The sequence below is a fragment of the Flavobacterium sp. KY-23415 genome (assembly GCF_055384985.1).
Map to the genome: position 1 here is coordinate 1,330,636 of NZ_AP044001.1, position 19,128 is coordinate 1,349,763.

At 30.6% G+C, this 19,128-nt stretch carries 16 protein-coding genes; 5 read left to right on the top strand and 11 right to left on the bottom strand.

Features of this window, described 5'->3' with window-relative positions; genetic code table 11:
* Positions 1–43: 43 nt before the first annotated feature.
* The 4 genes from ACZ49Z_RS05950 to ACZ49Z_RS05965 all read left to right on the top strand — a co-directional run bounded on the left by ACZ49Z_RS05950 (position 44) and on the right by ACZ49Z_RS05965 (position 4,266).
* On the top strand, positions 44–1,036 hold the full coding sequence (locus tag ACZ49Z_RS05950; RefSeq protein ID WP_464307271.1) for an NAD(P)H-dependent glycerol-3-phosphate dehydrogenase: 993 nt from the start codon (positions 44–46) through the stop codon (positions 1,034–1,036).
* A 174-nt stretch (positions 1,037–1,210) separates the two neighbouring features.
* Positions 1,211–2,188, top strand: coding sequence for a TerC/Alx family metal homeostasis membrane protein (locus ACZ49Z_RS05955; RefSeq protein ID WP_464307272.1), 978 nt, complete (start codon positions 1,211–1,213; stop codon positions 2,186–2,188).
* 168 nt (positions 2,189–2,356) lie between these two features.
* Positions 2,357–2,653: a hypothetical protein gene (locus ACZ49Z_RS05960; protein ID WP_464307273.1), complete on the top strand. Its 297-nt coding sequence runs from the start codon at positions 2,357–2,359 to the stop codon at positions 2,651–2,653.
* A gap of 272 nt (positions 2,654–2,925) precedes the next feature.
* Positions 2,926–4,266: a sigma-54-dependent transcriptional regulator gene (locus ACZ49Z_RS05965; RefSeq protein ID WP_464307274.1), complete on the top strand. Its 1,341-nt coding sequence runs from the start codon at positions 2,926–2,928 to the stop codon at positions 4,264–4,266.
* On the opposite strand, the gene ACZ49Z_RS05970 is transcribed toward ACZ49Z_RS05965, so the two are convergent.
* The 6 genes from ACZ49Z_RS05970 to ACZ49Z_RS05995 all read right to left on the bottom strand — a co-directional run bounded on the left by ACZ49Z_RS05970 (position 4,244) and on the right by ACZ49Z_RS05995 (position 12,583).
* Positions 4,244–6,628 (bottom strand): ATP-binding response regulator, encoded by a 2,385-nt coding sequence (locus ACZ49Z_RS05970; RefSeq protein ID WP_464307275.1) that lies wholly within the window; start codon positions 6,626–6,628, stop codon positions 4,244–4,246. The genes ACZ49Z_RS05965 and ACZ49Z_RS05970 overlap by 23 nt on opposite strands.
* A 76-nt stretch (positions 6,629–6,704) precedes the next feature.
* On the bottom strand, positions 6,705–9,494 hold the full coding sequence (locus ACZ49Z_RS05975) for a GH92 family glycosyl hydrolase (RefSeq protein WP_464307276.1): 2,790 nt from the start codon (positions 9,492–9,494) through the stop codon (positions 6,705–6,707).
* Between the two features lie 135 nt (positions 9,495–9,629).
* The gene (locus ACZ49Z_RS05980) at positions 9,630–10,037 is read right to left on the bottom strand and encodes a hypothetical protein (RefSeq protein WP_464307277.1); all 408 of its coding nucleotides are present in this window, start codon (positions 10,035–10,037) and stop codon (positions 9,630–9,632) included.
* A gap of 94 nt (positions 10,038–10,131) precedes the next feature.
* Positions 10,132–11,151 (bottom strand): phenylalanine--tRNA ligase subunit alpha, encoded by a 1,020-nt coding sequence (gene pheS, locus ACZ49Z_RS05985; RefSeq protein ID WP_464307278.1) that lies wholly within the window; start codon positions 11,149–11,151, stop codon positions 10,132–10,134.
* A gap of 103 nt (positions 11,152–11,254) precedes the next feature.
* Positions 11,255–12,211, bottom strand: a complete 957-nt coding sequence (locus ACZ49Z_RS05990; RefSeq protein WP_464307279.1) for a bile acid:sodium symporter family protein — start codon at positions 12,209–12,211, stop codon at positions 11,255–11,257.
* A 15-nt stretch (positions 12,212–12,226) separates the two neighbouring features.
* Entirely contained in the window at positions 12,227–12,583 is a 357-nt protein-coding gene (locus ACZ49Z_RS05995) for a hypothetical protein (RefSeq protein ID WP_464307280.1), read from the bottom strand.
* 140 nt (positions 12,584–12,723) lie between these two features.
* Here ACZ49Z_RS05995 and ACZ49Z_RS06000 point away from each other — a divergent pair, with 140 nt between their 5' ends.
* Positions 12,724–13,278 carry a CvpA family protein gene (locus tag ACZ49Z_RS06000; protein WP_464307281.1) on the top strand — a complete coding sequence of 185 codons (555 nt, stop codon included), beginning with the start codon at positions 12,724–12,726 and terminating at the stop codon, positions 13,276–13,278.
* A gap of 22 nt (positions 13,279–13,300) precedes the next feature.
* On the opposite strand, the gene ACZ49Z_RS06005 is transcribed toward ACZ49Z_RS06000, so the two are convergent.
* Genes ACZ49Z_RS06005 through ACZ49Z_RS06025 form a run of 5 tightly spaced genes read right to left on the bottom strand, consistent with a single transcriptional unit; the run spans position 13,301 to position 19,119 of the window.
* The gene (locus tag ACZ49Z_RS06005) at positions 13,301–14,677 is read right to left on the bottom strand and encodes a hypothetical protein (RefSeq protein ID WP_464307282.1); all 1,377 of its coding nucleotides are present in this window, start codon (positions 14,675–14,677) and stop codon (positions 13,301–13,303) included.
* 42 nt (positions 14,678–14,719) lie between these two features.
* Complete coding sequence (locus tag ACZ49Z_RS06010) at positions 14,720–15,481, bottom strand: tetratricopeptide repeat protein (protein WP_464307283.1); 762 nt, start codon at positions 15,479–15,481, stop codon at positions 14,720–14,722.
* Between the two features lie 6 nt (positions 15,482–15,487).
* A complete protein-coding gene (locus tag ACZ49Z_RS06015; RefSeq protein WP_464307284.1) occupies positions 15,488–17,269 on the bottom strand; it encodes a BatD family protein in 1,782 nt (593 codons plus the stop codon).
* 1 nt (position 17,270) lies between these two features.
* A complete protein-coding gene (locus ACZ49Z_RS06020) occupies positions 17,271–18,080 on the bottom strand; it encodes a tetratricopeptide repeat protein (protein WP_464307285.1) in 810 nt (269 codons plus the stop codon).
* 1 nt (position 18,081) lies between these two features.
* Positions 18,082–19,119, bottom strand: coding sequence for a VWA domain-containing protein (locus tag ACZ49Z_RS06025; protein ID WP_464307286.1), 1,038 nt, complete (start codon positions 19,117–19,119; stop codon positions 18,082–18,084).
* Between the last annotated feature and the right edge of the window lie 9 nt (positions 19,120–19,128).

The following is a 19,128-nucleotide window of genomic DNA, read 5'->3' on the forward strand; positions in this document are numbered from 1 at the left end:
GAAACTATTTCTTTACCTTTGAATTTCCTAAAATTTAAAAAAAATGGAAAAACCAAAGTTTGCTGTAATTGGTGGTGGAAGTTGGGCTACAGCGATTGCCAAAATGTTATGTGAAAACCAAGAAAAAATAGCTTGGTACATGAGAAGCACCTATGCATTAGAATGCATTAAACACCAAAAACACAATCCCAATTATTTAAGTTCAGTTCAGTTTGATAATGATAAATTAATTCTAACAAATGACATTAATGAAGCGGTACTATTTGCTGATTATGTTATTTTTGCCATACCCTCTGCTTTCTTAAAAGGAGAACTGGATAAACTAACTGTAGATTTGTCTGACAAAATTATTTTTTCGGCAATTAAAGGTATTGTTCCAGAAACTAGTCTTATTGTTGGTGAACATTTCCATTCAAAATATAATATCCCCTATGACAATATAGGTGTTCTAACTGGTCCTTGTCATGCAGAAGAGGTAGCCATGGAGCGTCTGTCTTATTTAACAATTGCATGTAGTGATAAAATAAAGGCTAAATATGTTGCAAAAAACTTGAGTTCCTATTATATTAAAGCAAAAACAACTGATGACATTATTGGTACAGAATATGCCGCAGTGCTTAAAAACATTTATTCAATTGCTGCTGGTATTGCACATGGTTTAGGTTATGGCGATAATTTTCAAGCCGTTTTGATGAGTAATGCTATTCGTGAAATGAAGAAGTTCATTCGAAAGGTTCATAAAATGAAAAGAAACATTAATAATTCTGCCTATTTAGGCGATTTGTTAGTAACAGGATATTCTGTATTTTCTCGAAACAGAATGTTTGGCAACATGATTGGCAAAGGATATACCGTAAAATCTGCGCAAATGGAAATGAGTATGGTTGCAGAAGGTTATTATGCTGCGAAAAGCGCTTATAAGTTGAACCAAGAATACAAAGCGGACACTCCTATAATTAATGCAGTATATCGCATTCTATATGAAGGAAAAGAGGCTAAAGTAGAATTTAAAAAACTTACTGAAAAATTAAATTAAAAAAATGCTTTTTTTTGGTTCTTCTGCAAAAAAACACAACTAACTAAAAGACAAAGCGTTACCTTTATTACTTAATGAAATTCATTTTTTTAAAAAATTGAAATACAATTACTTACAACCGATTCTCTTGGTGTAAAAAATAGATATTAATTTTGCAAAATAAACAAAAAAGTTATGGATTCATTAATTAATCATCCAGTTATCATAACGGTATTTACAATCGTAATTATCGCAATGTTATTACTAGATTTAGGTGTTCTGAATAAAAAAAGTCATGTAATTTCTAACAGAGAAGCAGCCTTCTGGTCCATCCTGTGGATTTCATTAGCTATGGGCTTTAGTGGAATTTTATATGTTTACATGGGCTTTGAAAAATTCGCTCAATTTCAAGGGGCTTATTGGATAGAAAAAGCACTTTCCATTGATAATTTATTCGTTTTTATATTAGTTTTTGGCTATTTTAATGTTGCCAAAGAATTGCAACACAAAGTTTTATTTTGGGGTGTTTTAGGTGCTTTATTTTTTAGAGCTATTTTTATTTTTTCAGGTGTTTGGATTTTAAATTACACTTATTTACCTGAAATGTCGTTATTTGGTCAAACTATCAAAATAAATTATCTGCTTACTGTTTTTGGAATTATACTTATTGTAGCAGGTATTAAATCTTGGTTTAGTGACGGAAGTGACGATGGAGACAAGGATTTTTCTAAAAGTCCAGGATCAAAATTAATACATCGTTTTTTTAAGGTTAGTCCAAAATTTGATGGCGATAAGTTTTTCACGGTAGAAAACGGGATAAAGATGGCTACACCTTTATTAGTTGTTGTAACCATAATAGAATTTACCGATTTACTTTTTGCTGTTGACAGTATTCCTGCGATTTTTGCTATTGCTCCAGATGATCCTTTTATTCTATATACTTCTAATATCTTCGCTATTTTAGGACTTCGATCACTCTATTTTCTATTGGCAAATTTTATGTATATGTTTAGCCGTTTACATTATGGATTGGCTATTATTCTGGCTTTCATTGGCGTTAAAATGATTATCGCACCGTTTTTTCACATCTCGTCTTTAGCCTCATTAGGTGTGGTTGGTGGTGTTTTAATTATCTCAATGATTTGGTCTTTAGTATCACCAATTAAAAAATAACAAATTACACTTGTGTATAAAATATACAATACCGTTACTATTATGTGTTTTTTACACATTCTAATAAGTAAGACAAAAAAGATAAAGCTTTATTAATCAATAAATTACCATTTTATTTTGTTTTTTAAAAGTTGGCACGTTTTTTTCATTCCTATCTAAAAAATTGCCATGAAAAAGATAATTTTACTGGTGGCGTTGAGTTTTGCCACAATTAATGCTTTATCAGTAGAAAAAAATCAAACTGAAAGAAGCCAAAACAACGTTCTACAGGAAGAGTTTAAAGAGTTTCCTGTCGATAAATTGCCAACAGCTGTAAAAGAAGCTGTAAAAAAGGGTTTTGAAAAAGCTATAATTACTAAAGCTTTTATTAACGAAGACAAAGAATTTAAGCTTGAACTATTACTTGACATTGTGAGTCAAACTGTGTTTATTGATGAAAATGGATATTGGCTAGAAAAAGAATAAATTCTCATTATTTATTTTATTTAAAAATGCTATCTCAATGAGATAGCATTTTTTATATTATATTTAACCCAAATAACGCATTAGAATTCTAATACGAAAAAACTGCTTTATATTTGCTTCTGTACTCTGTTTTACGCTCTCAATGTAGCTAATACTACATTTGTGGGTTGTAACTTCCATACTTCGCAACTATTTTGCATTTATTTCTCTCAAAACTGAGTCTAATGGGGAATTTGGTTTTAATCTGAAATAATTATTTAAAAGAGAATCAAATGCCAAAGATATTAATCATTGAAGATGATAATACTTTCAACAACATGCTTTTACATTTTTTAAAAAGGCATGATTATGACGTTGTGCAAACGTTTACCGCAAATGAAGCATTAGACCAAATAGCGCTTCAAAACTTTGATATAATTCTTTCTGACCTTCGATTACCAGATATTGATGGGTTGACATTATTATCTACTCTTAAAGAAAAACAAACAAAAACACCTTTTGTCTTAATGACTGCTTATGCTGATGTAAAAACAGCCGTTAAGGCAATGAAAATTGGTGCTTCCGATTATATTTCCAAACCATTTGTTCCTGAGGAAGCCCTTTTGGTTTTGCAAAAAATACTCTCTAATTCAAGAAATAAAACAACGTTAGCCAATAGGCCTGAAAGAAATAAAATTGAATCTTCTCATTCTAATTATTATTGGGGAAATGGAATTGCATCAATTACTTTAAAAAAACATATTGATTTGGTTGCCCCAACTACCCTTTCTGTTTTAATAACTGGAGAAAATGGAACGGGCAAAGAAGTAGCTGCAAAAACAATACATGACAAAAGCAATAAACATAATGGTCCCTTTGTGGCAGTAGATTGTGGAGCCATCCCTAAGGATATTGCTACTAGTGAATTTTTTGGACACATTAAAGGTTCTTTTACTGGTGCTATTAATGACAAAATGGGATGTTTTGAAGCTGCAAATGGTGGCACTTTGTTTTTAGATGAAATTGGGAATTTATCCTATGAAAATCAAATTTTACTTTTAAGAGCGATTCAAGAAAGAAAAATTAAAAAAATTGGCTCTAACAAAGAAATTGACATTAGTATCCGTTTAGTTACTGCAACTAACGAAAATTTAAAAAAAGCAGTAGAAAATGGCGTTTTTAGAGAAGATTTATACCACAGACTCAATGAATTTTCAATACACATTCCAGCTTTAAGAGACCGAAAAGAAGATTTAGAATCGTTTTCCTATCTTTTTTTAGAAAAAGCAGCTATTCAATTGGAAAAAAAAGTAACGAAGATATCAAAAGATGTTCTAACTGTTTTCTATCAATATCATTGGCCTGGAAACCTTCGTGAGCTACAAAATTATATTAAAAGAGCTACATTGTTGAGTAGTGGCGATACTATTGACGTTTTGAGTTTGCCAGAAGAATTAACAACTTCTGAAAAGCAAGAAAATAATTTTCAGTTTGGGCTGAAAGATGTTGCCGAAAAAGCGGCAATAGCGAATGCTTTGTCTATTGCGAAAGGAAATAAATCGAGAGCAGCGGAACTTTTAGGAATTTCTAGAAAAACACTTTATAATAAGATTAATCAGTATGAATTAACATAAGGTTTTCCTTGAAAATACTTAATTTTTTGAAAAGTAACTGTACTAATTTTATCAACTCATTATTGATACCTTTAGTTTTACAGTCAGATTCTATTGTGTTTAACAAAAAAAGAAGGTCTTTTTCTTTTAATTGCCCAACCATTGTTTGCATCTTGTGGCAAATTGAGATTATTATTTTCTCGTCTTTCTCATTTACTCCTTTTTTAAGATTTTCTATATCTAGGCTTAGCTCTTCAATATAATTTTTAACAAATTGACTGATGTCTTCTTCATTACTTCCCAAATAAGTTTCTAGAATAGCTTTGAAGGTTGTTTCATTCTTTTCAACTTTATCAATTTGTTTTCCAGATAAATTAGCAATACAATTTAGAAGTTGATTTGATGTGTATGGTTTAGGCAAAAATCCATCAAATGAAAATGATGATTTAACTACCTCTTCATAGGGCATTTGCCCACTAACAACAATAACTTGCACATTGTTTGCGGAAGGAATCTTTCGCAATTGTGTTAAAAAAGAATAGCCATTCATTTTAGGCATATGAATATCTGTCAAGACAAAAGAAGGTAGTTCCTTTTTACAAAAAGCAAGCGCTTCATTTCCATCGGAAAAGGTATAAACGGCTTCAAAGTGAGGTGTGAGTAGAGCCTTGGCGAGTTGAATTTGCGAATTGTCATCATCTAAAATAACACAACTCTTCAATTCTATTTCATTAATGTTTAGATTTTTTTCTTTGATTCTAAAAGGTAAATCTACGGTAAAAGTAGTACCTCTGTCCACTTCACTTTCTAGATCAATACTTCCTTCTAGCAAGTCGGTTAATCGCTTACAAATTGAGAGCCCCAAACCAGTTCCTCCATATAAAAGTTCTATTTCTTCATTTTCTTGAGTAAATGAATTAAATATTTTTTCGAATGATTCTGAAGGAATGCCTATTCCAGTATCTTTTATTGCAATTAATAGGCGCTCTTGTTCTATTCTCGTACTAATTGTTATACTTCCATTTAAGGTAAATTTATAAGCATTACTAATTAAGTTATATAAGATTTGTCTGGTTTTGTTATAATCACCAAAATAGACCAAATTTTCAGTTTCTTCAATATCATATAATAAATCGACTGTTTCCTTTTGATGCAAATCGGCTATGTTTTGACCTGTCTCCTCTAATAATTCATTCAAATCGAATTCTTGAAAGAGGACTTTAATTTTGCCTTTTTCCATTCTGACATAATCGAGCAAATCGAGCACCAATTGCTCAATATAGTGTGTTGCCGACTTTATTTTTAATAACTTTTCCCTTTTTTCGAAAGAACCCTCATTCTCTAACAACTGAGCACTATAACCAATTAATGATTGTAATGGTGTTTTTACATCGTGACTTACTGCTGCCATTAATTGTTCTCTCGATTCTAAAATCACTTCTGTTTTTTGTTTTTGCAACTCAAGCTCTTCTCTGTATTTTTTGTTTTTAAGAAAATCTAAAGACAATATAAAGAAGAAAAAAACCACAATTAGAAAACAAATTATCGCAGCTATAGATAAAAGTCGAAAAGATTTTTTTTGACTCTCCATTTTTTGCTTTTTGTTTTTAGCATGTACTACATCGCTCGTTGCACGAAGCTTTGCAATAATGTTTTCCATTTTTTTAGCTATAACAAGTTCATTCTCTAGTAGTTTTATTTCTTTACTTTTAATAGCCACGGAATGCTGACTCCTCTTTTTTTGAGACTCTAATAGTATAATTTTTGAAGCTGTTAATATAGAATCTGCTTCTTCATGTGAAATTGAATTCGTATTATCTTTTGGCACATTACTATTTAAATAATCAACATATTCTTGCGCTACTTTTCTTTGATAGGGTGTTAAGCTATTGGCGTTTTTGAAAATATTTTTAATTTTTAATTTCCCTTTTTCTGCTTCAATATTTTCAATTTTCTTTACAACTTGATCGATGGTTTGAGCGTTATTCCCTTTCATTTGAACATCTATCAGCATCAAAACATTGTACTCTTTATCTTTCAAACATTGTTCAAGAGAATCAATAATCACACGATCTTCTTTTAGTATATTGCTTTTTAAAGTGTCTAATTTTATGATTATGTCTTCGTTGTCTTTTAGAAAAGCAATAACATTGTCTCTTGTTTTGGTTTGCATTGCAACTTGCGACAAATTATCAGCTTCATAGAGGTCTTTTATTAATTCTGTATAGGCTATTTGTTTTTCATCGATAGCGTCAGATTTCAATAGCTCATTGAGTTTTGATTGTTGTTGAAACAAATACCAAACAGAAAAAGCCATTAACCCTAATAATAGTAGATAACTCGTTAGAAGTTTTAGCGAAGTATATTTAGAAATTGTATTCATTTAAATATTATAAAAACACAAATATAGTCTTTCAAAAAAACATCAATTCTATTTCAATTTAATTAAGAAAACACCGTTATTTCACCGTTATTTCATCTATAAAGATAAAAGCATCCCCGTCAAAAGGATATGCTTGATGTCCTGCTGGAAGTTTTCCGAAATTCTTTGCTATAATCTTAACATACCTAACATTTTTTACTTCTTTGTTTGTTACAAAAGGTGCAATTTTAATTTCATTATCTAATGGCCCAATTTCATTAAGAATAGGAGTGTTTACCAAAGTATAATTCTTATTGTCTGTCGAAGTATAAAAAGCTACTTCTTTTGGCATTAAAATCCAAGAGCGGCTATCTTGCAAGAAATTAGCACTAAAATAAGCAACTGTTTTATTTTCTCTTAAATCTACTATTGCTTCAAAATCTTGTGATTGATACCCTTGCCATTCTCCTTTTTTCCAGTTTTCATCTCCATAAATACCATCAATTAATCCTTCATCTCCACCAGCATGATATTGAGGGTTGTATTTTGATTTGATGTCAATTGAGTAATTATTAGGTTTTTTGAAGAATTGAGCGGAAATGGTGTCACTGATATTATATTGATTTTCATATAAATAAAAACGGATATCTCCTGATTCTTTTAACAAAATCTCTTTTTTAAATAATTCAAATTTTGAATTATTAATACTATAAAATATTTTCGCATTTTTATTCCAAGCTTTAAAATTAATTGGTAATTCATTCTTAAAGGATTTACTTTTTGCTTGAATTACTGGCACTTGAGTAATAGTTGGATCAGCTGCATATGCCAATATTTCCGTGGCTACTGAATCGAAATATTCGATACTTTTAATTTCTGAATCTATCAAAATAGATTTTGAAGTATTATTTTCTAAGTTAAGTTTAATTTTTTCAAAATAGGGTTTAGTCTTATTCCAAGAATTTCCAGCAGGTGTTACTTGATACATTCCCATAGAGCTCAACACATACCAAGCACTCATTTGTCCGCAATCTTCGTTACCTATTAGACCATCTGGGGTGTTTTTGTAGAAATTATCCAAGATGTATTTTACTTTTTCATTTGTTTTTTCGGGTTTGCCAATATAATTATACAAATAGGCCATGTGATGACTTGGTTCGTTTCCATGTGCATATTGCCCCATTAAACCCGTAACATCTACTTGCTCTCGACCTGTGGTTTTGCTTTCACTGTTAAACATTTCATCTAATTTAGCTTCAAATTTTTCTGGTCCACCATAAGCTTCAATCATTCCTTTAATATCTTGTGGCACAAAAAAGGTATATTGCCACGCATTGCCTTCGGTAAAATTATTATTCACTTCACGCGGATCGAAAGGATTGTCCCAACCACCATTTTTCTTGGGCCTGATAAACCCTGTTTCCCAATCGAACAAATTTTTCCAATTTTGAGAACGTTTCATGAAATACTGATAGTCTTCATGATTGTCTAATATAGCAGCCATTTGTGCAATGCACCAATCGTCATAAGCATATTCTACTGTTTTCGAAACACTTTCATGATCGTCGTCGATTGAAATGAATCCGTTTTTCTTATAGGCTTCTAATCCTAAAACATCTCGCATCGCAGAAGCTTTACTCGCTTCGTACGCTTTTTCGTAATCGAAACCTTTAATGCCTTTTGCCATCGCATCTGCAATTACAGAAACCGAATGATAACCAATCATGCAATCGGTTTCATTAGATGCTAATTCCCAAACGGGTAATCGTCCGCCTTGCTCATATTGCTTAATAAATGTATTGATATAATCTGCAGTACGTTTTTTATCTATTAGAGTATATAATGGATGCGCTGCTCTAAAGGTGTCCCAAAGCGAAAAAACGGTATAATAATCGAAGCCTTCTGCTGTGTAAATTTGGTGATCACGACCTCGATATTTTCCGTCTAAATCTTGTGCAATATTAGGTTGCATCATGGTATGATACAAAGCCGTGTAGAAAATAGCTAACTTATCTTTATCATCTGAAGTCACTTCAATCTTTGACAATTCTTTGTTCCAAAGTGCCACTGCCTCTTGATGCACTTTTTCGAAGTCCCAATGTTGAATTTCTGTACTATTTAATTTAGCTCCTTCATATCCTGTTGGAGAAAGCGCTACTTTTACCAATATTTTTTCTCCTTTTTTGACTTTTTTAGAAAAACTTAGAGCAACATTTTGACCGAAATATTCGTTTTTAGTACTTGTTGAATCAGCAGAAGTTTTACTTAATTTGAATGGCATATTGAATTCAATTCGAGCATACACATATTGATTGGTAGCCCAAGCTTCACTTCTTCGTAAAACCTCAACTGTTTTATCATCAATTATACGAACCTTCCCTTCTAATAATTTATCTCGGTGATTCAAATCCAAAATAATATTAGCTTGACCAGCTTTATTAAAAGTATATTCATGAAAACCTACACGAGTGGAAGCTGTCAGACGAACATTGATATTATGTTTCTCTAATTTTACGCTGTAAAATCCAGCGGAAGCTTTCTCATTCGCATGAGAAAAGGGTGAAGAATATACTTTATTATCGAATGAAGGTTCGCCCATGGTTGGCATGAGTAAAATATCTCCATAATCGGAAACTCCTGTTCCATTTAAATGCGTATGAGAAAATCCGTAAATGACATTATCTGAATAATGATAGCCAGAACAACCATCCCAACTACCATCTATTCTTGTGTCTGGAGACAATTGCACCATTCCATAGGGAGTGGTTGCACCAGGGAAAGTATGGCCATGTCCACCAGTACCAATAAATGGGTTAACATATTGTGCAAAATCCTGAGCAAATGTACAATTTGCGATAAAAAACAATGATAAAAGAAAATTCCTCATTTTATAGCTTGAATTAGACTATAAAAATGAGGAATTTTTATGAGTATTGCAATATTTTGTGTTCTCGTCTTAATTGAAAATGATGCTATTCGTTTTCATAAGGTTCTCGACTCCGCTTGAACTGAAAAATATATTTTAAACTCCCATTACACCACGTTTAGGAATAACTGGCAAATCGGATTGGGCTTTTTCATTGATACTATTCACTTTGAACATGAATTTTTTATCGAACATTTGATTCCCAATAAAATAGGACAGCATGAACTCATTATTCAACTGCAAAACGCTGTTCTCTAAAAATTCTATTTTAACCGCTGTTTGTGGTTCTACTTTAGCATATGCATGACGCAATTGCATGGTGTTTCTATTTTCTCCATTAATTAAACCATAGGCACGAGAAACTATCATTGCCATTTCTAGGGTTTCGTTAGTAGCATTCAACAAATAGGCATACCAACAATTTTCTTGAAAATCATCGCTCCATTCTTGTATGGCTACAATATGAACGTTTTCTACTTTTGGGATTATAATGTCTGCTTTCATTACTAGGTTTAGGTCTTAAAGTTTGAAAGTCGAAAGTCGTAAAACCAATGTGATTTACTCACTCAACTTTACGACTTTCAACTTTATGACTATTTTAAATTGAGGATTTAAATTGTTCTAGGAAACGTACGTCGTTTTCATAAAACATGCGAATGTCTCCAATTTGATACAACAACATGGCAATACGTTCTACTCCCATTCCGAAAGCAAATCCTGTATATTCATCAGCATTTATATTACAATTCTTCAAGACATTTGGATCTACCATTCCACAACCTCCAATTTCTAACCAACCTGTTCCTTTAGTAATTCTATAATCGGTTTCTGTCTTTAATCCCCAATAAATGTCTATTTCTGCACTTGGTTCTGTAAAAGGAAAATAAGAAGGTCTTAATCTGATCTTAGATTTTCCGAACATTTCTTTAGTAAAATATAACAACGTTTGCTTCAAATCGGCAAAGGAAACGTCTTTATCAATATATAAACCCTCTACTTGGTGGAAGATACAATGTGAACGTGAAGAGATATCCTCATTACGAAAAACGCGCCCTGGAGAAATAGTTCTAATAGGTGGCTGGTTGTTTTCCATATAACGTACTTGCACCGATGAAGTGTGTGTACGCAATAGTATATCTGGATTGGTTTGAATGAAGAAAGTATCTTGCATGTCTCTTGCAGGATGGTACTCTGGAAGATTTAAAGCGGTAAAATTATGCCAATCGTCTTCTATTTCTGGACCTTCTGAAACATTAAAACCTACATTAGAAAAAATATCGATAATTTGATTTTTAACAATAGAAATAGGATGACGAGAACCAATGTTTATTGACTCACCAGGACGTGTTAGGTCTCCATAAATTCCTTTTATTTCTTCTTTACTTTCTAATTGTTCTTGTATAGAAGCAACTTTTCCTTCTGCAGTGTTTTTTAACTCATTGACAATTAATCCAAAATCTTTTCGCATTTCATTTGGAACATTTCTCATATCTGCAAACAACTCTCTTAGTAAGCCTCTGCTACCTAAATATTTGATGCGGAATTCTTCTAGTTTCTCTTTACTATCAGTATGAAAAGCTTTAGCTTCTTCAATATGACTTTTAATCTTGTCTATCATTGCAAATCTTAAAATGGACTGCAAATTTACAAATTAAATTTTTTTGTTTTGATTTAATTCTAAAGTTTGTCTGTTTCTATAGTAAATCTATAAAAATTTAGTCTTATTCTCTTGTTCCTAGTTTGGAGGCTATGACACTAATAATGAAAATTTGAGTAGCGTGAAATAGCATTAATGGCAAAAGAATAATTCCTGTAGAAATAGTTGAAGGGAATAAAATTTTTGATAATACTGTTCCATGAACCAATGATTTTTTGGTTCCACAAAACTTTGCTGTTATTTGGTCTTCTTTGTTAAAATGGAGTTTTTTAGAAAAAAATCCAATTAAAGAATACACCACAAAAAAGAGCAATATATCTATCGTAAAAATCAATACTAAATCTACTATTTTAACCGATGTAAATACATTTTCCTCAAAAGATTCTGCAAAACTTTTATAAATAATTAATAAGATAATCGACTTATCAAACAAGGTCAATTGCTTGTTATATTTTGCAGCATATTTTCCGAAAAATCGTTGTAAACTAAGACCTAAAATAACTGGTAAAAGAATTTCTGTTGCTAATTTGATATAGATTACACCTAAATCAAAATCGGTTGAAGCTTGTTGTAAAAACAATCCCATCCAAAGTGGTGTAATTACTATTCCAATTAATCCTGAAATACTAGCATTGAAAATTGCTGCTGGAATATTACCATTAGCCATTGAAACCATTACAACTGAAGAAGAAACGGTTGAAGGCAAAGCTGCTAAAAATAAAAAAGCTAGCCAAATTATTTCTTGATTTTCTGAAGTTATAAAGGGCTTATAAACCAATACTAGAATTGGGAACAATAAAAAAGTAGACAACTGAACCAAAACATGCAATTTCCAATTCTTTAGTCCACTTTTAATTTTATCAGGATGCAATTTTAATCCGTAAAAGAAGAAAATCAAAGCAATACCTATGCTTCCTATTAAATCTAAAGGAATCTCGCTGTCTTTTGCACCCAACTGTGGAAAAAGATAGGCTAAAAGAACTATTGCTATAATAGCTAATACAAACTTATCTATTTTCATTTCTCTTGTTACAGATTAATTGATTAATTCTTTGTCTAAAAAATAATTTACAATAGCATCTTTCATTAGAATTGTTTGCTCTCCAGCTTTTAAAGGCGGTAATTCTTCTTTAACTTTATAATGTGGCCAGCCGTCATTATCAAAATATTCGAATTCGTAATACCCATAAGGTTCTAGTAAACGACAAATAGCAATGTGCATGAGATTTACTTTTTCGTCTTTTTTAAATTCTTGTTTAAATTTACCTAACTCCTGAATACCTATTAGATAAATAATGGCATCCAAATCGAGTTCTTCTCCATCTGCAAATTTTGTAGATAATATATTGACAACGTTTTCCCAACGTTCTTTTAATTGCTCGTCTCTTGACATTTTTTTTTAAGATAAATGAACAAAGATGAAAGCTAAAAAACTTTCACTTTGTGTTAATTTTAATTTTGGCAAAGATATAGCTGAAATTTGGTTTTAAATAATTTCTATTATCTTTATTGTTTAATCTATTATCATTTGATATGCGTTTTATTGATATTGTATTTGCTGTTTTGTTGTGTTATGCTTTGTATAAAGGGATTAAGAATGGTCTTTTTGTTGAATTAGCTTCTTTAATAGCTTTAGTTGCGGGGATATTTGTAGCCATTAAATTCTCTTTTTTTATAAAAAACATTTTAGAAACCAAAGTGAGTTGGGAGCCTAAATATATTGAAATAATGGCTTTTGCTTTAACTTTTATCCTAGTTGTTGTAATCATTCACCTTTCTGCTAAATTATTGACTAAAATAGCTGATTTTGCTTATTTGGGTTGGATTAACAAATTAGCTGGAGCTGTTTTTAGTGCTTTAAAAACTATTTTATTATTAAGTATCGTCATTTTATTATTTGAAAAAGTGAATGTGAACAATACATTAGTAAAGCAAGAAACATTGGATGCTTCAGTTTTTTATAATCCTACGAAAGAAATTTCAGCTTTAATTTATCCAAAGATTGAAGAATGGTATGAAAAAAGCGTTTCTAAAAAGCATGGTGAGAGCTATGAAATGAATGATAACGAACAAAATAGTGTTAAATAATTAGTTGTTTTAAAAAAACAAACTAATCTCCACCGCAGCCTCCACAACCACCACCGCAGGAACTACCACAACTTGAACCACAACTGCTACCACAGCTAGTTCCACAGCCAGAAAAATAGTTCGAACTAGTATAAGAATTTACTAAAGGAATAAATGCAGCAGACAATAAAGCTGTTCCATTTAAAAAATAATTCCATTCCCAACCTGTGTGTTCTATTTCGGTGTTTGGAATAATTTCGTTTTTAAAATGATCAGGAATTGTTATTTGAACGATCCTATAAAGTGTTTTTTTCAAATGAAGAAAAGAAACATAAAATGCGATTGCCAGTAAAAGTATTAGAAACAAAACTGCTTTTCCTCTTTGTATTCCTACAATTAACCTACTTAAACCAATAGCTAGAAAAAAGACAACAAAAACATAATTAGTAATAAACAATTGCATATTGTTTTTAGAAAAAATCAGTTCTTTTTTAATTACATCTGTAGCTTTTAAAATTGTTCTAAAAACAGGTTTACTAATAAGTGTAGTAAGCAATTCACCATATTTTAATATATTTTTACCTTCAAAAGTATCTATAATGGCTTTATCTATTTTATTATTTAATTCCTTTTGAGTATTTACTTTAGAGATTTCTTTTGAATCTCTTATTTTTAATTTTTTCCCTACTATTAAATTATTCACATATCCGTTAACTACTACTTTTATTTGATTTGTTTTTAAGCAGATTAATTCGCTTGCAGATAGTTTTTTGATTATTGTATTCGATAAAATTAATTTTGTTTTGTTTTGAATATTATTCTTACTATAACTATTTAAAATTTTAAAAAGGATGAAACCTAACAATGCATAGGACAATAAAAAAAACGCTCCATTTATCTTAATAAAAAGTCCATTAAAAAGAAATTGGAATACTGGCACTAAGAAAAAAAGAAATAGCGCCCCTGAAATAATAACCGTTTGAATTTCATATTTCGATTTTTCTATTTCAAGACCTGCCTTGAATGAATCATATTCCCAAAACTCTTTAGGTTGCACCCCAAAAACACTTTCATATAATTCTTTAGTACGTTTTTTAGCTACAAAAAACTTATCTTTTTCAGCTTTGTTATGTGTAGAAGGAATATGTTCTATTTTTTTGCCTAGGATGCCTCCAAATTCTTTGTAAGATTGCGTAAAAATTAAATGTTGATGCCAAACAATATCTACGATTTCTGAAGGAGAAACCATTTGGTCTGTAGTTGCAGCCAAATACATAAATTTCTTATACTCTTGAATTGCTTGTTTGGCAAAAAATTCAGTCCATTCGTTTTCATAAGCTAAACGAGTAGAAAAACCATATTCTGAAAGTGGAAAATCAAAATCGAATTTTTCGATTTCATTCCAAAGTGTTTTATCCATCTTTTTTAAGATTCCGTTTATTTCAAAAATAGGAAAAACTTCCTATTCTTTTAACTCAACAATTGCTTCGGATTTTATCCAACCTTCGGTTTTATCTGTTAGTTGTACCCGCTTCCAGTTACCTAAAACTTCTTTCACATATACTTTGGTTCCTTCATGCAGTAATTTTATGTTTTTAGAACTGTTCTTAGCTTCACTTTTAAGATTTGTTAGTTCTTCAAAAACAATGGCTGGTCGAATGGTTCTTTCAAATCTTTTTTGCAGAAAACCGAATGTTAAAGCTATTACTATGCAACCCAAAAAAACAAACATCCCTAAAAAAAATACTCTTTTTATTATCGTTTTTCCTGAGAAATAATAGACTATAAATGAAATTAAAAAAAATATTGATAGTATTACAGCCATCCAAGCCCAAACATCGTATTGAAACCAAAGAGTTATCTTATAAATAAAATTTGAAAAACCTACATCTGGAACAACGTTTATGTCATCTACAGCTTTTTTTTGAGCGAAAACTAAATTTGTTTTTATACTTAAATCGGTTGGATTTATTAGCAAAGCTTTTTCATAATTATAAATTGAAGGAGCTATTTTCCCAAGCTTGTAATAGCAATTTCCTAAATTAAAATATAATTCTGATGATTCTAACTTGTTGTTTTTTTCAATTAATTCATATTTTTTAATAGCTTCATTATATTTTTCATTTTTATAGAGCTCATTTGCTTCTTTAAACAATTTATCGGCTTCATTTTGAGCAAAAATGAAATTTGACAGTAGCATAATTATATAAACAATCTTTTTCATATGCATTTAAACTAATTGTTTTTCAAGTTCTGAAATAATTTCGACTGCTTTCTCAAAATCGTGTTGCATACTCTCATTTGTAGATGGTGCATAACGTGCAAACTCACAATCGTTCATTAAAATCATAAACTGGTCTATTACTTCTTGGCTTGCTTGTTTGTTTTCTAATAATTCTTGAATATTTTCCTTACTCATTTCGGTAGTTTCGATATGCAGTTTGGCTTTTAAGAAATTATGTAAAGCTCTTTCCATTGCCATATAAAAAGGTATTTTATTGCCTTTTTGTTTTTTAGCCTCTGAAAGATATTTTTTTGCTAATTTATTATTCCTTTTAATTCTGTTCCCAAATTCATCGGCATCTATGGCTTCTTTTTTCTTTCTTACTATAATAATTAGTGGAACAATCAAGAAAGGAATTAATAAAAAAGTATAAAACAAACGTGTTCCAAAAAAAGGTTTATTTTCTTTATTTTTAAATATTGTTTTCGTTTTTATATCCTGAAAAACCTCAGCTATTTTGTCTTTTTCCTTACCTTTTTCAGCTAAAGGACTTACCGTCGGTTTAAAATCTGGATTATCTAAAACATTAATTTCTATCTCTTCTGAACTAATAGTTTTGTAGCTTTTTGTATTCAAATCAAAATAAGAAAAAGAAATTGGTTTTAATTTATAATTGCCTTTATATTGTGGAACTATTGTATAAATATCTGAAATGGTTCCATTCATACCTGTAACAGGAACTACAACTTTTTCATTATGTTTTGGGTCATATACTTCAAATCCACTTGGGAATTCTGGCTTTGGCAATGTAAACAACTTTAAATTACCAGTTCCTGAAACACTAATTTCTAAATCTAGAGCTTCTCCACTTTTTAATTCTTTCTTAGAAGCCTTCATTGAAAGCTTGAATGCTCCAACAGCTCCATTAAAATCTAACGGTTTTCCTTGTTCTGGAAATGCTTTTACGGTTACTTTCTTGTTTCCTGTTGAAAGGTTTTTTGTTATTGGCACATAAACTGCCCTTATAAAAGGCCCTATTTGCTCTCTTTTAGGCACACTAATATCTAACGCTACTGAAAGCGCTTCTATCTCTTTATTTCCTGCTTCTAAGGGATATAACAACACTTTTTTTAGAATAGCCATTCCATATTGCTTTCCATCATATTCCACTAATTCATGTTGAATATTTTTAATATCTATATTTTGACTCCAAAAACCGTTATACTTAGGCGTCTCCAACTCTGTTAAATTGTGCAATCTGAAATTAGGATTATAATAGAGTTTATAAACCACAGTAATTGGTTCGTTTATAAATGGACTAGATTTTGACACTTCTGAAACCAAATGCACCCCTTCCCCAGCAATATAATCTACATCATTAGGATCTTTTGGCACTTCTCTTGGAGCAATAATTGTCACTTTTACTGGATTAGACCTATATATCTTCCCATTATATTCTATTTCAGCGGGTCCAATTGTAAAGGTTCCTTGCTTTTTTGCTGTTAAAAAATAAGTATATTGAGTGTTAACTACACGTTTTACCGTAGTTTGTCCATTTATTATTGTTGTTGTTGTTCCCCCTCCACTACTAAACAAAGGTCCTTCTGCAATAAAATTCTCAAAAGAAGGCGGGTTAAAATTATCTGCTCCAGAATTGATTGTAAATACTAAGCGTATCTTTTCATTTAGAGGATAAGTTGTTTTTTGTGTGACTGCTTCAAACTGAACTTCTTGAGAAAAAAGAAGTGCCTGAAGAAAAAGGAATCCGAATAAAAAAAGCTTTTTCATTTTACCAATCTTTTTCATTTGTTGAAGATCTCGCTTTTACTTTCTTAGCATTTACTTTATCTTGAATTTTCTTTTCTGCATTATTCACTGCGTTTAACAAATTTTCAATTTGTTGTTTGTTTGCTCCTGAAGGTTTTGGATTGCCATTTTCGTCTTCTTTTTTGTCTCCGTCTTGCTTATCTTTTTTATTGTCTCCTTCTTTGTTTTTATCGTCGTCTTTACCTTTATCAGAATCTTTTTTATCCTTATCTTTTCCGTTATCTTCTTTATCTTTTTTGTCCTGATTTTTGTCGTTTTGATCTTTTTTATCTTGATCTTTTTTGTCTTGATTTTGTTGGTCTTTATCTTTGTCTTTATCCTTATTCTTATCGTCTTTAGGTGGATTTTCTTTTAGTTTTTGTTTTGCTAAAGCATAATTATATCGTGTTTCTTCATCGGCAGGATTATTACGCAATGCGTTTTTATAGGCTTCTACCGCTCCTTGATAATTTTTTTCTAACATTAAAGTATTCCCTAAATTATGAAATGCTTTATGTTTTTCTTCTTTTGTTTTCGCAATTTCAATCGCATTCAAGAATTTATATTTTGCTTCTCCTGGTTGATTTTGTCTGTAAATACTGTTCCCTAAATTATAATTCGCAACTGCTTTTTTCTGTTCATTATTTGACTGAGAAACCCTAAAATCTGATTCTGCTGAAATATATTTTTTTTCCGCAAATGATTGAGTGCCTTCAAATAATTTTTTGTCTTTATTTTGAGAATAAGACATTGAAGATACAACCGAAATTATTCCTACTACTATCCTTTTCATACTACTTTTCATTAAATAAGTTTAATTTTTGTAACCATGAGGTTTTTCTTTCTAAAAAGAAAACATCGAGTAACAAAAGAAAAAATGCTACACCAATAAACCATTGAAATTGAGTTTGATATTCTGCAATTTCTTGAGAATCGAATTCAGTTTTTTCAATATTATCTAAAACATTTTTGGTTTGCTCTAAAACTTGTTTGGTATTATTCCCTTCAATATATGTACCTTTTGTACTTTTAGCTATATTTTGTAGAATTTCAGAATTTAGTTTGGTTATAACTATTTCTCCATTTCTATCTTTTTTATATTCTGCAATTACGTTATTATCTGCTCTAATCGGTATATTGCCTCCTTTTTCTGTCCCTACTCCAATGGTTAGGATTTTTATTCCTTTTTCTTTTGCTAATTCTGTTGCTTCTTCTGCTCCATCTCCATGATCTTCTCCGTCTGAAATTAGGATAATTAGTTTGCTGGTATCTACTGCGTCAAAATAGGTTGTTGCTAAATTTATTGCATCATTTAATGCTGTTCCTTGCGAAGACAACATGTTTGTATTCATATTTTGAAGATACATTTTTGCAATACTATAATCCGTTGTCATCGGTAAAACAGGATAAGCACTTCCTGCATAACCAACTATTCCAACTCTATCATTTCCAAGAGTGTTTATTATTTGGCTGATTAACTGTTTAGCTTTTTCTAATCGATTTGGAGCAATATCTTCAGCTAACATACTTTTAGAAATATCTAATGCAAAAACTATGTCTATCCCTTGACGTTTTACTGTTTCTATTTTTGTTCCTATTTTTGGGTTAACTAATGCAACGATAAGTGCTGTTAATGCCAAAATTAGAGTTACAAATTTTAATACAGGTTTAAATCTAGATTTTGTAGGGCATAATTGTTTTATTAAACCTAAATCTCCAAATTCTTTTTGTTTTTTCTTTTTCCAATATACCTGAAACAAGAACAGTCCTATTAGTATTGGAATTAATAGTAATAGATATAATAATATTGGTTCTTCTAGTTTATGATACATTTTTTCTTT